Annotated in this window: 12 protein-coding genes and 1 pseudogene; 9 read left to right on the top strand and 4 right to left on the bottom strand. The window is 49.6% G+C overall.

Annotated features, from left to right (window positions below; genetic code table 11):
• Positions 1-406 precede the first annotated feature (406 nt).
• A complete protein-coding gene (locus ACKFKF_RS31635) occupies positions 407-1,318 on the bottom strand; it encodes a sensor histidine kinase (protein WP_446871367.1) in 912 nt (303 codons plus the stop codon).
• A 97-nt stretch (positions 1,319-1,415) separates the two neighbouring features.
• On the opposite strand from ACKFKF_RS31635, the gene ACKFKF_RS31630 reads away from it, so the two are divergent.
• From ACKFKF_RS31630 to ACKFKF_RS31600, 7 genes are all read left to right on the top strand, one after another.
• Entirely contained in the window at positions 1,416-2,555 is a 1,140-nt protein-coding gene (locus tag ACKFKF_RS31630; RefSeq protein ID WP_446871366.1) for an anhydro-N-acetylmuramic acid kinase, read from the top strand.
• 172 nt (positions 2,556-2,727) lie between these two features.
• Positions 2,728-3,174 (top strand): hypothetical protein, encoded by a 447-nt coding sequence (locus ACKFKF_RS31625; protein ID WP_446861088.1) that lies wholly within the window; start codon positions 2,728-2,730, stop codon positions 3,172-3,174.
• Positions 3,175-3,521: 347 nt separating this feature from the next.
• On the top strand, positions 3,522-5,048 hold the full coding sequence (locus ACKFKF_RS31620) for a serine/threonine protein kinase (RefSeq protein ID WP_446871364.1): 1,527 nt from the start codon (positions 3,522-3,524) through the stop codon (positions 5,046-5,048).
• 4 nt (positions 5,049-5,052) lie between these two features.
• Positions 5,053-5,667: a 2OG-Fe(II) oxygenase gene (locus tag ACKFKF_RS31615; RefSeq protein ID WP_446871363.1), complete on the top strand. Its 615-nt coding sequence runs from the start codon at positions 5,053-5,055 to the stop codon at positions 5,665-5,667.
• Between the two features lie 32 nt (positions 5,668-5,699).
• A complete protein-coding gene (gene grxC, locus ACKFKF_RS31610) occupies positions 5,700-5,960 on the top strand; it encodes a glutaredoxin 3 (protein ID WP_446871361.1) in 261 nt (86 codons plus the stop codon).
• A 383-nt stretch (positions 5,961-6,343) separates the two neighbouring features.
• Positions 6,344-7,318, top strand: coding sequence for a glutathione synthase (gene gshB, locus ACKFKF_RS31605; RefSeq protein WP_446871360.1), 975 nt, complete (start codon positions 6,344-6,346; stop codon positions 7,316-7,318).
• Positions 7,319-7,755: 437 nt separating this feature from the next.
• Entirely contained in the window at positions 7,756-9,936 is a 2,181-nt protein-coding gene (locus ACKFKF_RS31600; RefSeq protein WP_446871359.1) for a CHASE2 domain-containing protein, read from the top strand.
• 312 nt (positions 9,937-10,248) lie between these two features.
• Here ACKFKF_RS31600 and ACKFKF_RS31595 read toward each other — a convergent pair whose 3' ends face one another.
• Positions 10,249-11,094 (bottom strand): universal stress protein, encoded by an 846-nt coding sequence (locus ACKFKF_RS31595; RefSeq protein ID WP_446871357.1) that lies wholly within the window; start codon positions 11,092-11,094, stop codon positions 10,249-10,251.
• A gap of 129 nt (positions 11,095-11,223) precedes the next feature.
• Between ACKFKF_RS31595 and ACKFKF_RS31590 the strand changes: the two genes are divergently transcribed.
• A complete protein-coding gene (locus ACKFKF_RS31590; protein WP_446861095.1) occupies positions 11,224-11,703 on the top strand; it encodes an acyl-CoA thioesterase in 480 nt (159 codons plus the stop codon).
• Positions 11,704-11,744: 41 nt separating this feature from the next.
• Here the strand turns inward: ACKFKF_RS31590 and ACKFKF_RS31585 are convergent, their stop codons facing one another.
• Both ACKFKF_RS31585 and ACKFKF_RS31580 read right to left on the bottom strand, forming a co-directional pair.
• Positions 11,745-11,960: a hypothetical protein gene (locus tag ACKFKF_RS31585; RefSeq protein WP_446871356.1), complete on the bottom strand. Its 216-nt coding sequence runs from the start codon at positions 11,958-11,960 to the stop codon at positions 11,745-11,747.
• A 6-nt stretch (positions 11,961-11,966) separates the two neighbouring features.
• Positions 11,967-12,827 (bottom strand): pentapeptide repeat-containing protein, encoded by an 861-nt coding sequence (locus ACKFKF_RS31580; RefSeq protein ID WP_446871354.1) that lies wholly within the window; start codon positions 12,825-12,827, stop codon positions 11,967-11,969.
• Here ACKFKF_RS31580 and ACKFKF_RS31575 point away from each other — a divergent pair.
• A pseudogene (locus tag ACKFKF_RS31575) lies at positions 12,799-13,193 on the top strand (hypothetical protein); the annotation flags it as partial. The gene ACKFKF_RS31580 and the pseudogene ACKFKF_RS31575 overlap by 29 nt on opposite strands.

Genomic DNA, 13,193 nt, shown 5'->3' with positions numbered 1-13,193 from the left:
GCACGGTTTTGAAGACCAGCGGAGTGGGTGACTGCTCCGCTGAGTTTAACCTGATCATAGATTTGAGAGAGTGAACTTGACAGTGCGAAGTTTTTCTCTTGAATAGAGAGTAGCAGACAAAAAAGGACATTCCAGTCCGAAAGCGGGCGGAATGTCAGAACCTGGCTGAATGGCTATCCGAGCAAGCAGATTGTGCGCCTGACACTTCAGCATCAACAGCCAATGATTTTTTCGAGAAGTAGAGTGCGTCTACTTCTGCCTCAATTGATTGCCGATAAAACTGGGTGATCTACATCACTGAATATGCTTGAGTTAACGGATTGATGCAACTGTCGAGGGGCATCAATAACTTTGCACTGTCCAGTTAGGTGAGTCATTTAGGAATTGTAATAACAAGCCGTGTTCCCTATCCGGGCTGGGTTTCTAGATTAACCGTGCCCTTAAGAAGTTCAATCCGCTCTGAGATTCCCTGTAGTCCAAATCCGAGGTGCTGCTGAGTGCGATCGAATCCTTGCCCATCATCACAAATTTCGACCACAATATCATCTGATAAAACATAGCCTCGTAGCGTAACATGGAGCGCCTGAGCATGTTTTTGAATGTTTATTAACCCTTCTTTGGCCACATAGTACAGTTGGTGACTAATGGAAAGCGACATCAGTGGAAGCTGTAAGTCAATGTCACAGACAATCCCTTGCTGATGGAGTTGTTCGGTGAGATGGGTTAGCGCCACATTTAGATCCATCGCTGACCCACGAATTGTAGACACTGTTTGGCGCACATCTTGCAAACACTGCCCTGTTAGAACCGCTGCTTTATCGATCGCTTGAAAAGCCCGATCAAGGTTGTGCGATCGCATTTTCTGTGCAACTTCTAGCTGTATGGCAGCCGATGTGAGCGTGTGTCCGAGTGAATCATGAATATTTCGGGCAATTCGCATTCGTTCTAAATCAGTAGCCAACGCTTCGACTTCTCTAGCCAACGCTTCTGATTGAGTGCGACTGCGCCGCTCTGCCCGAATCAAAAGATACAAGATCGCCGCAAACAAACTCCCCGCAAAGTGCATCAGAGTTGTCTGAATAATCACATAAGGCACCGTCAACTGTTGTCTCAGGGCAGCCGGGTTGATATCACCAAGAAATCGAGGAAGTGTCCACACGTTGTAAACAATCTGCGCCACTCCTAGCCCCAACAACATAAACACCACATCGCGAAATGACAGCAGAAAACAACTTTTGACAATGCTCCATAGAAACAGAAATCCGCTCTTTAAAACTTCTGTCCCTGCAAACAACAGCCCCAAATTGAGAATGCACATTTCTGCGGTCTCCCTTCAACTTTTGGCCACTTGAAGAGTCAAGAAAGCTATTCTGAAAGTAGGATCAATCGTCCCAATCACCCCTTGCTTCCCTACTATGCGCGTAATTGGACTGATGAGCGGCACCTCGATCGACGGCATTGATGCGGCTCTCGTAGAGATTTCAGGTCAGCGCCACGACCTCCAAATTGAGCTAATCGCGGGGCAAACTTTCCCATATCCCAAAGACTTGCGCCATCAGATTCTCAATGTCTGTAGTGGAGACAGTCTAACGATCGCTCAACTCGCTGATTTAGATGACGCGATCGCCCAACAGTTTGCCCAAGCCGCTCTCTCAATCCAAACTGGACATCCGACGGCTGACTTGATAGGCTCCCACGGTCAAACCGTCTACCACCGCCCACCCGCTCATTCACAGCATTCACTCGGCTATAGTCTGCAACTCGGACGCGGAGCAACGATCGCTCACCTTACCCAAATCCCCACGATTAGCAACTTTCGAGCCGCCGATATCGCCGCAGGTGGTCAGGGTGCCCCGCTCGTCCCCCCCGTCGATCAAGCACTGCTGTCTCACCCCACTTACACCCGCTGCATTCAAAACCTCGGTGGCATTGGTAACCTGGCTTATCTTCCCAAGAAACAAGAACCCGCAGGCAAAATTCTGGGCTGGGACACCGGGCCGGGAAACATGCTGCTTGATCTGGCCGTTCACCACCTTTCAGAGGGCAATCAGACGTTTGATTGTCATGGAGCCTGGGCCGCAACCGGAACCCCTGACCAAGCGCTGGTCGATCGCTGGCTTGAGCAGGACTATTTTCAGCTACCGCCACCCAAATCCACTGGACGAGAACAGTTTGGCGCTGACTACCTGCAAGCCTGTCTGACCGATGCTCAAGCATACAATCTCAACGCGGCTGACCTCTTAGCCACCCTCACTGACTTTACCGCCGCCGCGATCGCCCACAGCTATCAAACCTTTTTGCCCCAACTGCCCGATCAAGTTCTCCTCTGTGGAGGGGGTAGTCGGAATTTATACTTAAGAGAGAGAATACAGACTAGACTCAGTAATATCCCCGTGTTCACAACGGACGACTTTGGACTCAGCGCAGACTTTAAGGAAGCGATCGCCTTTGCTGTTTTAGCTTACTGGCGACGACACAAAATCCCTGGTAATCTTCCCGATGTCACAGGTGCCCGCCTTGCCGTTCCGCTAGGGGAAATCTACCAAGCCTCCTAAAACCGTTGCGTGATAGCATGGGATGCCATCGGAGCGGGTAATCTAGGGAGTGGGTGAGAGACAGCGCTTGACATCAACCAACAAGCCTGACCCAAACGATGGAACTCTCCTTTCCTCGTGCCTCTCGATAACCCCAATCTCCCAAGTCTGATTTGAGGCAAGGAATGCCACTGTGACCCATACCTTTTTAATGGAACCCGGCCGCTGGACGCTTCAAGGAAGCTGGCTAGAGCGCCACGGAATGCCCATCACCGTCAAAGGCAAAATTCTCGTCGCCTGGAGCCGTGACGACTGGTTTACGATGGTGACAAAGCTGATATTTCCGGGTGCCGATCGCGAAGAAATCAGCTTTCAATATCGAGGACGGCTCGATTCGGGCGATCGTCGCTATACCTTTGTGCTTCAACATAGCCTACTGGGTCGCGTCGAGGGAGAAGGCTGGATTGCCCCCGAATCAATCGTACAGCGCTATTGGGTACTGGGCGATCGTCAGCGACGCAGCGGGTTTGAAACCATGTACCGCATTGCCGACGGCAAATATTACCTTTCTAGCGGCATTTTGTCAGGGCACTACCTCACCAGTGCAATGGAAGCGACTTTAGAACGATCGGACGGGTAAAGCCTGAAATCGCTACCATTAAATGAAAATAGATTAAAAGCAGACGATCCTTTGACTAGATTCATTCTTTATGACTTGGCGATCGCCCGTTTCTTCGTTACTTTTCTTTCGTTACTTTAGCAAGTGAGATGTCAATACTGGGTGCAATGTGCCTCTGACAAGATTACGCCGCAAGTCTTGACGCTTTATGCATCTCCTTACCTCTACTCTGTCTGCGTCTGTTTGAGTAAACTTGTTCAAAATTGAAGGATCAGTCCAGTCGGCGAATCATTCAAAATTTAGAATGAGATCAGGCCCCTTTCCATCCATTTTCTCCATTACTCCCTGTGTCCACCCGTTCATCCACAATGACAGACCCCCGAATCGGACAACTCCTGGCCAACCGTTACCAACTACAAGAACTCATCGGTCGCGGCGCAATGGGGCAGGTTTATCGTGCTGAAGATGTACTGTTGGGCGGTGTAGTGGTCGCCGTCAAGTTTTTGGCTCAGACGCTATTGACTCGCAAGATGCGCGATCGCTTTCGTAGTGAGGCTCGCACCTGTGCCCTCCTGAGCACTAAGAGTATGCACATTGTCCGCGTCATGGACTACGGCGTGGATGATCAGGATGTGCCTTTTTATGTGATGGAGTACCTGCAAGGGCACAGTCTGAGCGAAGTGATTACGACTCAAAATTTGCCACTGCCGCGATTTCTCACGATCGCTCGTCAGATCTGTCAGGGGTTGCAGTGCGCTCACCAGGGCATTTCGGTAGACAATTCGCTTTATCCGATCATTCACCGAGACATCAAACCCAGCAACATTCTAGTCAGTCAAGACCCTAGTTGGGGAGAGTTGGTCAAGATTCTCGACTTTGGCATCGCCAAGATTCTACAGGCCGATGTCAGTCAGACCAGTTCTTTTATGGGCACGCTGGCCTACTCCTCCCCCGAACAGATGGAAGGCCGCGAACTTGATCCTCGCTCAGACACCTATAGTTTGGGCGTGATGATGTTTGAGATGCTGACTGGCAGAATGCCTCTTCAGGTAGACACACACGCCTTTGGCAGTTGGTACAAAGCTCACCACTTTCAGCCGCCGCGCACCTTTGAAGAGATCAATCCCGCCCTCAAGCTGCCCAAGGTTCTCGAAAATCTGGTGATGAGTTGTCTGTCAAAGACTCCCCAAGATCGCCCCAAGAGCGTTGGCGAAATTCTCAAAGCGCTGGAGCCACTCGAACAACGCTACAACGCCACTCGCCAGATCAGTCATCGGATTGGGGAAGCGCTGCTCAAACGTCCGGTAATCACGCCGACCAGAGATCCCGATGCCATTTCGCCTGACGAAGCCTGTCAGCTTACGACCTGGCCGCAAAACAAGCCGGTCGCTCAGATTGTCTTTCCTCATGTGCTAAAGACCAAGCGAGAAGAGGTCGCAACGGTTTGGGTGATGCTTTCTCAGCAAGAGATTGAGAATATCCAACTCGGCAAGCTCTACAACAAGCTCTACAAAAACTTTTTGTGTTGTCTGTCGCCCCATCCGATGCTGCTCTGGGTGACGGCACTGTTTAACCCGCATCAACACAAGGAAACTGTCCCGCGTTGGCTGCGCTGCTATCTGGATATGAAGTCGCCGCAAGGACAAACGATCGCTCGCCTGCTGTGTGAACGAGAACAATACTATGTGCTATTTTTTGCATTAGAAGATCCTCACCACTGCGCTTATGTCATGCCTGTTGCCATCAATCCGTCTCAAAAATCGCAGATTCAAGAATGGCTGCTGGCGAGTCACCCGATGGTGTCGATCGGCAAGCCAGGAATCAGTAAAGAAATCTTGCAGGGAGAATTTGACAAGCTGAAGCCCAAAATTTCGGGAGAGTTAGCGCGACACTAAACTCATGACTCAACTTCAAACCGCGCCCTTTGTGCAACTCGGTCGCTTTCTCAAGGAGCCAGCCCGATCGCGGATACTAGAAGCTGCGCTGAGTCGAGAAAGCGAATTTGTAGCGACGACGACTTCGACGGGGGAAACAGACTATCGGCGATCGCGGATTCTCTATCAGTTTCCAGACTTTGATTGGATGGTGAAACAGGTCGAGCTTGCCCTTCCCCAGGTGATGCTTCAGTTGGGATTGAACTTTGCGATCGCCGAAATTGAGATTCAATTAACCGCTCACAACGATGGGCACTACTACAAAATTCACAATGACAGCGGGAGTCCTGACGCAGCGACTAGACTGCTGTCCTATGTCTACTACTTTCATCGTCAACCCAAAGCGTTCTCAGGCGGCGAACTGAGGCTCTATGACTCGACGATGGAGTATGGCGATCAGTCGTCAGATTTTTGCACCATTGAACCGCAGGACGATCGCATCATTTTCTTTCCAAGCGATTGTCTGCATGAGGTGATGCCCGTGGTTTGTCCTTCTAGAGCCTTTGCTGACGGGCGATTTACGCTAAACGGCTGGGTGAGAAGTGGCAGCGGACTGTCTGAATCCACAGCAGCGTTCTAAAATTAACAAGTGTTGCTAACGTCAGAGAAATTATGCCGCCCAAAGTTGAGATTTATATCTGGACGACCTGCCCGTTTTGTATCCGTGCCAAAGCGCTATTAGACCGCAAGGGTGTTGAGTATACGGAATACAACCTGGACGGCGACGAACCGGGACGATCGCAGATGGCCAAACGCGCCAATGGTCGCAAATCGGTTCCCCAAATTTTTATCAACGATCAGCATATTGGGGGCTGTGATGATATTCATGCGCTCGATCGTCAGGGAAAACTTGATCCCTTACTACAAGCGTAGGCGGAGAGAAAATTCCTCGATCGTCGTCCAAACTCTTCAGGTTAGTCAGGTTAGTCAGGCTTTTTCGCTCCCTTGTAAAGCGCTTCTGCTCTCCAAGCTGCCGATTCTGAGTGACTTTAGAGCAAGATTTGGATTGGCGAAAGAACCATACGGTTTCTCAGAAGTTCGATAGAGTTTTCTCGCTTTGGTGTTGCAATAGTCTGCCTTCCCCAATTCTGGCGGACTTTCAAGCAAGCGTTCTGGCTCAAATTCCGTTTGGGGGGTTTAGAGGATGTTCTCAAATGGGCCATTGCAGCAAAGCCTTTTATCGAATTCACGCTTTTTAGAAACGACTCAAAATTCACCCGTCCCACCCTCAGACCTTACCAACCAGGACATTCCCCGTGAAACTCGCCTTTATCATCGACCCAATTGACCATCTCGACCCGACCCATGACACCAGCGTTGCCTTAATGGAAGCGGCCCAGCAACTAGGACATGAAGTTTGGGTGACTCAAGCAAATCGGCTGAGTGTCATCGGAGGCAAAGCCTGGGGACAGTTAGCGCAAGTGCATCTCACCCCCGTCAAACTGGTCGAAGGTCGCTGGGTGGCGATCGCTTCCTGGTTCACGCTAGAAGCGCCGATCTTCTGTCTTCTCGAAGAGATGGATGCCGTCTTTATGCGGATTGATCCTCCTGTGGATACGGCTTATTTGTACGCGACTTACATTCTTGATTATGTCGATCCGAGTAAAACTCTGGTGCTCAATTCGCCTGATGGCATCCGAGCTGCCAACGAGAAAATGTATGCGCTGCAATTTACCGACGCGATTCCAGAGACGATCGTCAGTCAAGACAAACAGGTGATTCGCAAGTTTTTAGAGCAACAGGGAGCCGCCGTTCTCAAACCGCTGGGAGGCAAAGCGGGAGAAGGCATTCTGTTTTTGCAGCCCGATGATCGCAACTTTAACTCGATCGTTGAAATCAGTACGCTACAGGGCAAGCTTCCGATCATGGTGCAGACTTATCTGCCTCAAGCCAAAGAGGGCGACAAGCGGATCATTCTATTAAACGGGGAGCCGATCGGGGCGGTTAATCGGATTCCGACAGGCAGCGATTTTCGAGGCAACATGGCGGTTGGGGGGCGCGTCGCTCAGGTAGAGATCACCGATCGCGAATATCAAATTTGTACTCAGTTAGCCCCAACGCTCCAGCGAGACGGCTTGATTTTTGTCGGAATTGACATCATTGGCGGCTACCTGACTGAGGTGAATGTCACCAGCCCAACCGGGATTCGAGAAGTCGATCGGCTCAACAGCGCTCAACTTGGCTTTGAGGTCATTCGTTGGGTCACTGAAAACACTAGAAGCAAGCAGTAGATCAGCCCTGGGCACGCTCAAACCCATATGCTAGAATGCTCCGAACTGAGACAAGTGAGCAAAATTTGGTGTGCAAATCGCATATAGCCGCCACCAGACTGACTCTCAGCGCAACCCTCGTTTTAGATACTTTAGAAAGGAACAGACAGCGACAAGCCCCCTTGTACTGCCTGCCCTTTGTAGGAAGCTCTTTAGCTCTCCTGAATAGAAACTAACCTACTGGGTGGTCAGTTCAGGCAAAGCAGTGATGAAGAAATGGCGGTCAAATGCTAAGTTTGTTGACTTAATGCCTGCCTACGCGGTTTGCTCGACAAATTGTGAAGTGACCGCTTCTTTAAAGCTTTGAGTAGAAGTAGACACGATAATCCTACGGATTCGATCAAAAAGGTTTGCTTTTCTTAGCAGGAGTTTCAACGCTTTTTTAGTAGCGGATCATGATGCAGTCGATCAGACGGCAGAAGCATATCTGGACAAAGCTTGTCACCTCTGTCTGGAAGAGGCGACGAGGGTGGATCACAGCGTCTGGGGTCGCAACCTGCGTGCTGGTGATTCGGTTGACGGGGCTGCTGCAATCGTGGGAGTTGTCTACGCTGGATCAGTTTTTTCGCTTTCGACCGCTGGAGCCGATCGACGAGCGCATTGTGATTATTGGCGCAAATGAAGCCGACCTACAGCGACTGGGGTTTCCGATTCCAGATTGGGCGCTGGCAGAGTTGTTGCGAAAGATACAAGCAGCCCAACCACGGGCGATCGGGCTTGATTTTTATCGAGATCTCCCAGTGGGGACGGGTTATGAGCAGTTGATCAAAGCCTATGAAGAGATTCCCAATCTGATTGGTATTGAGCAACTCAAGGATCGAGAAGGCTCTGGGGTCGCGCCGCCGCCTGTCTTGAGCAAATTGGGTCAGGTGGGCTTTAACAATGTGGTGTATGATGCCGATCGCAAGATTCGACGAACTCTGCTCTATTGGCAGGTAGACACTCAAATTCGTCAAAGTTTTTCTCTGAAGTTGGCGTTGATCTACCTCAAACAAAAGGGCATCCAGGAAGAAGCGTCTCCTGCCAACCCTCGCTATTTGCGGCTTGGTCGCGCTGTTTTTCCGCAGTTTGAGTTCAATGATGGGGTGTACGTGCGGGCGGATGCAGGTGCGTATCAAATTTTGGCAAACTATCGCGGCCCGTCCGGGTTTTTTAAGACGGTTTCGATTCGAGATTTGATGGAGGGGCGAGCTTCACCGGAGATTTTGCGCGATCGCATTGTCCTCATCGGTTCGACTGCCACTAGCGTCAAAGATTTTTCAGCAACGCCCTACAGCAGCAGTTGGACAGGCGTGCCAAAACTCATGGCTGGAGTCGAACTGCAAGCTAATTTTATCAGCCAAATTCTCAGCACGACCCTGGACGATCGCCCACTGCTCAAAGTCTGGCTAGAACCCGTTGAATGGCTGTGGATCTGGGTTTGGGCAGTTGTGGGCACCAGATTAAGCTGGCGGCTGCGATCTCCTCGGCGATCGGGGCTGGCGATCGGGCTGGGCAGTTTGGCGCTCATGCTCATGGGCTATGGGGGATTTTTGGCGGGTTGGATTGTGCCCGTCGTGCCGCCGCTGTTGGCGCTGGCAAGTTCTGCGATCGTGATTATCAGCCACATTGCTCACTCAGAAGTAGAACTGAAGCGGTCTAAAGAATTTTTACATCGCATCATTAATACCATTCCTGACCCGATCTTTGTTAAGGATAATAACCACCGTTGGATTGTATTAAATGAAGCTTTTTCCAGATTTTTAGGAAAGCCAATCAACGAGTTAGTAGAAAAGTCGGATTATGACCTATTTCCCACACACGAAGCAGATGTTTTTTGGCAACAAGATGATCTCGTTTTTAGATATGAGCATGAGTTAGAACACGAAGAAGAATTCACCAGTCTGGACGGCACCACTCATCAGATTGCTACAAAGCGATCGCTGCACAAAGACGCTGCCGGAAATTTGTTTCTTGTCGGTGTGATCCGCGATATTACTCAGCGCAAAACGATCGAAGAAGAACTACGAAGAACGACCGCAGAACTGTCGCGATCGAACGCCGAACTCAGGGTTTCGCAGGATCGTTTGAGCTATCTAGCCAATCATGATGCGCTAACAGGTCTGCCTAATCGAAATCTCTTCTATGAGCGACTTAACCAGTGTCTCACTTGGGCAAAAACCAACGAACAAATGATTGCCTTATTGTTTTTAGATCTGGATGGGTTTAAGCAGATCAATGATACGTTGGGGCATGGAGTTGGAGACATCTTATTACAGGCGGTTGCCAAAAGATTGAATGGATGTCTACGCACCAGTGACACGGTAGCTCGATTGGGCGGTGATGAGTTTGTGATTATTCTCCCAGCGATCCCAGATGCGTCAGATGTGGAGAAAGTCGCCGAAAAAATTCTTTCTACATTAGCGCAATCGTTTGCAATTTCAGGTCATACAATTTCTGTTACGACTAGCGTTGGAATTAGCGTTTACCCAAACAATGGCGAAGAGATAGAGGCTCTGATTCAGCAGGCGGATGATGCGATGTATCAAGCAAAAGAGAGCGGGAAAAATCAGTTTAGGGTTGCACCTGGCGCTTTTTGAATTAGCATCAATTCGAGAAATTTCTTAGCTTTGTTATTGAGCGCTTTTGCTCCCCAACCCCTTGATTCTAGGAGCATTTTAGATAAGTATTCCAATTTAGAATTACGTCGGTTCGGTAAAGTTTTTCCGCTTTGTTCTTTAAATCTTTCGCGTCTCAACCTCTCCATTTGGGGACTTTTAGACAAGGTTCGCAGTGCAAAATTCACTCAATCCATCAGTCTGTCAAACTGCGAGGAGACATGCTGGAAGAGAGACCAAGTTCATTCTTTTCTCCCTCATCCCTCCTCGCAAAATTGATCTCTTTCTAACCGTCTAGCCCGTCGTGCGGGTCAACAACACAGGGCAATTGGCATACACTCGCACATAATCTGATAGCGATTTGCCCAACAAGCGATCGAGATCCGGCAGTCCTTTGGCGATCGAGGGACGGCGATCGGGCGACCCCAAGATCAACAGGTCAGTTTTTGTGTCTTCGGCCAGGCGACAGAGCGTTTCTCCAGGTTTGCCGCCTGAAACTAAGCAGCGATAGGCAACGCCGAGTTTTTTGGCTTCGGCAACCGCAAAGGAGAGAGACGGATCTTTTTCCGCTTCGGCACCCGCTTTTTCGGCAGATTTGGTGTTAGAGTCTACGTGAACCAGAATCAGTTGTCCACCTTTGATGTCACGCAGCAGAGAGAGCGCCAGTTGTAGAGAGTCTCTAGCGGCTTCTGACTGATCGATCGCCACCATGACGCGATTAATCTTACGCACAAAAATATCGTCTTTGACCAGCAGCATCGGGCGATCGGATAGCTGAAACACATACTGGCTAACAGAATTTTCTAAAATCGACACCAGACGCTTCAATCCGCGCGATCCCATGATGATCAGGTCAGCGTTGATTTCTTCGGCAACTTTGCACACAACATCTTTGGGGTCACCCTGACGCAACATTGCCGCTGCATGATTGGGATCAAGATTCAACGACTGAATCGCCTTTGCCAGCGTTTTGCCGCCTTCTTCCCATTTTTCAGTCATCGCATCGGCAGACACTTGAGGCGGAACGACGTGTAAAACCGTGACAAACGCCCGTTGGATAAAAGGGATCTCTAAAAGCGCCTTGAGCATTTCCTCAGATTGTCCGGTTCCGGAGTCGGCTAACAAAATCTTTTCTATCATCGAATTGCCTCGTCTTTTAATCGTGATTACGATCGTGCCTTAGACGCTGTACCTTTGTTGCCAAAACGTTGCAATGGTTAACAGTGAAAGGTTACGAGGCTTAACATAAAGTGATCTCTAGGATGGGTTATGAACGTATCAGAACAACCTCAGCTACCAACGACCAACATTATTCAACCTCAGCTACTCGCAGCCTCAACGGAGTGGTTTGAGTATCCCGTCAAGGCCTACCCTCACCAAACTGACTATGTAGGCAGCGTTTGGCATGGCACTTATATCACCTGGCTCGAAGAAGCTCGAATCGAATGGCTGCGATCGATTGGCGTTGAGTTTGCCGATCTGGTGGCAGTGGGCTGCAATATGCCTGTCGTCGAGTTGTCCATTCGCTATCATCTGCCGATCAGCATGGGGACGGAAGCCGTGATCAAAACTCGCATGGCTGAGATGAAGGGGGTGCGGTTAAATCTGGAACATGAGGTGCGGTCGCCCGATGAGACTATTCTGTATTCGACCGCGCAGGTCACGCTGGTCACGGTTGATTTGGAGAAGGGCAAGGTCATGCGCCAGTTGCCCCCCGTGATGAAGGATGCACTAGAAAAAGTGAGGTAAGCAGATGAAGGGTGAATGGGCTAATTTTTGAGCGTCTCCGTTCATCCTTTACCGAAGACTGTTTGCCAAAGATATTGAATTAGCTGGATTACTTGTTCGAGAATTTTGTCGGCTCCGATGCCAAAGACAAATTGCAGAATCAGGACGATCGCTGCAATCACTAGAGCCGTCGTCACCGTTGCTTTGACAACTTTGATCAGCCAGGTAAATACGAGAACCGAAATCGCGATCGCCGCCACTATAAGAATCAAGTTCATATGAATTTACGGGTCTTGGGTGGTGGATTTATCTTCCCTGAAATCGTCGATCGCTCCTGAAAAATCTGTGTGGGGTAGCGATTTGTCAAACAAAGCATGAGTCAAATTGGCGTTTTTAAAAGAGGTGCCAGCCGCTAGTTTTACCAGCCAGATGACCTGTTTGAGCGAGATCAACGTCAGCCAAATATACAGTAAAGATGCCACTGTAAAGAAGATTCCCCAGGCAACGTGACGAGTGCTGAGAAAAGTGCTGGCAGTGGCACTGAGCAAAAAAGCAGCTCCATACGTGTTGATAAAGCCTGCGGTCGCGATCGCAATTCTCATTTCAACCCGACGCACGAATCGGCTGATCAAAAGGCTCAAAATAGCAGTGACGATCGCGCCAATGGTTGCCAATTTAGCATTATTGTCTGTCAAACTTCCAGCATAAAAAAAGCCAATCAGTCCCCCGGTGAGGGTAGCGGATAGACACTCGGATAGTCTGATGAAGCGATCGACCTTTAAAGATTTTCGCCAGCTTGCACCGCACACAGAAACCACCCCTGCCACACCCAAAAACCCATGCAAAAATACAACATAAGACCAGGCTCGACTATTCGGAATCTGACCTAAAGAGCCAAACGCCAATCGAGCTACTACACTGCCAACCAGCAGCATTATGCAAGCCGCGATCGCTCCCCCCAATATTAATTTGATTGGAGACAGACCCGCTCTAACGCCCACAAAATTTGCCCCTACTAGTTGAGCATTGCTAAAATCGCAGCCGCGAATATCTGAGTTGTGAAAGTTGGCTCCATTTAGATTTTGAAATTTGAACGAGCGATTTTGCAGGTTGCGATTGGCTCGCTGGGGTGAAGAATCCGGCATAGAGGTTAATGTAGGACTGCTGTTATTGTGGTTGTCTGTGCAAGCGTTTCACTATTATCTCAAAAAGATTTGGGGGGTCATCGGTGTGATCTGTTTGCTGGTTCCCCTGATCTGGTTTAACGTTTCTTATTTCTCACGTCCGCCTCAAGTGAATGAACAGCGATCGCTCTTTCCAGGAATTGTCTATCGGCGTGAAGTGCGATCGCTGCCTCGTCCGATGGTGATTCATCTCGCTGAGATTGATTTGACTGCACCAGGAATTGGCGTTTTTGTTACGCCTGCGGTGGAGAAAACACCCGAAACAACTGCTCGAACGGTTTCGCAATTTGTGACTCAATTCAACTTACAGTTGGCCATCAATGCAAA

Source organism: Phormidesmis sp. 146-12 (genome assembly GCF_052939495.1).
This window is presented reverse-complemented; position numbering and strand designations above follow the sequence as displayed.

What these genes read in the sequence shown, in the direction of transcription:
- ACKFKF_RS31635 (WP_446871367.1), bottom strand. Translation starts at nt 1,318, where the DNA reads ATGTGCATTCTCAATTTGGGGCTGTTGTTTGCAGGGACAGAAGTTTTA.
- ACKFKF_RS31630 (WP_446871366.1), top strand. Translation starts at nt 1,416, where the DNA reads ATGCGCGTAATTGGACTGATGAGCGGCACCTCGATCGACGGCATTGAT.
- ACKFKF_RS31620 (WP_446871364.1), top strand. Translation starts at nt 3,522, where the DNA reads ATGACAGACCCCCGAATCGGACAACTCCTGGCCAACCGTTACCAACTA.
- ACKFKF_RS31615 (WP_446871363.1), top strand. Translation starts at nt 5,053, where the DNA reads ATGACTCAACTTCAAACCGCGCCCTTTGTGCAACTCGGTCGCTTTCTC.
- grxC (WP_446871361.1), top strand. Translation starts at nt 5,700, where the DNA reads ATGCCGCCCAAAGTTGAGATTTATATCTGGACGACCTGCCCGTTTTGT.
- ACKFKF_RS31600 (WP_446871359.1), top strand. Translation starts at nt 7,756, where the DNA reads ATGCAGTCGATCAGACGGCAGAAGCATATCTGGACAAAGCTTGTCACC.
- ACKFKF_RS31595 (WP_446871357.1), bottom strand. Translation starts at nt 11,094, where the DNA reads ATGATAGAAAAGATTTTGTTAGCCGACTCCGGAACCGGACAATCTGAG.
- ACKFKF_RS31590 (WP_446861095.1), top strand. Translation starts at nt 11,224, where the DNA reads ATGAACGTATCAGAACAACCTCAGCTACCAACGACCAACATTATTCAA.
- ACKFKF_RS31585 (WP_446871356.1), bottom strand. Translation starts at nt 11,960, where the DNA reads ATGAACTTGATTCTTATAGTGGCGGCGATCGCGATTTCGGTTCTCGTA.
- ACKFKF_RS31580 (WP_446871354.1), bottom strand. Translation starts at nt 12,827, where the DNA reads ATGCCGGATTCTTCACCCCAGCGAGCCAATCGCAACCTGCAAAATCGC.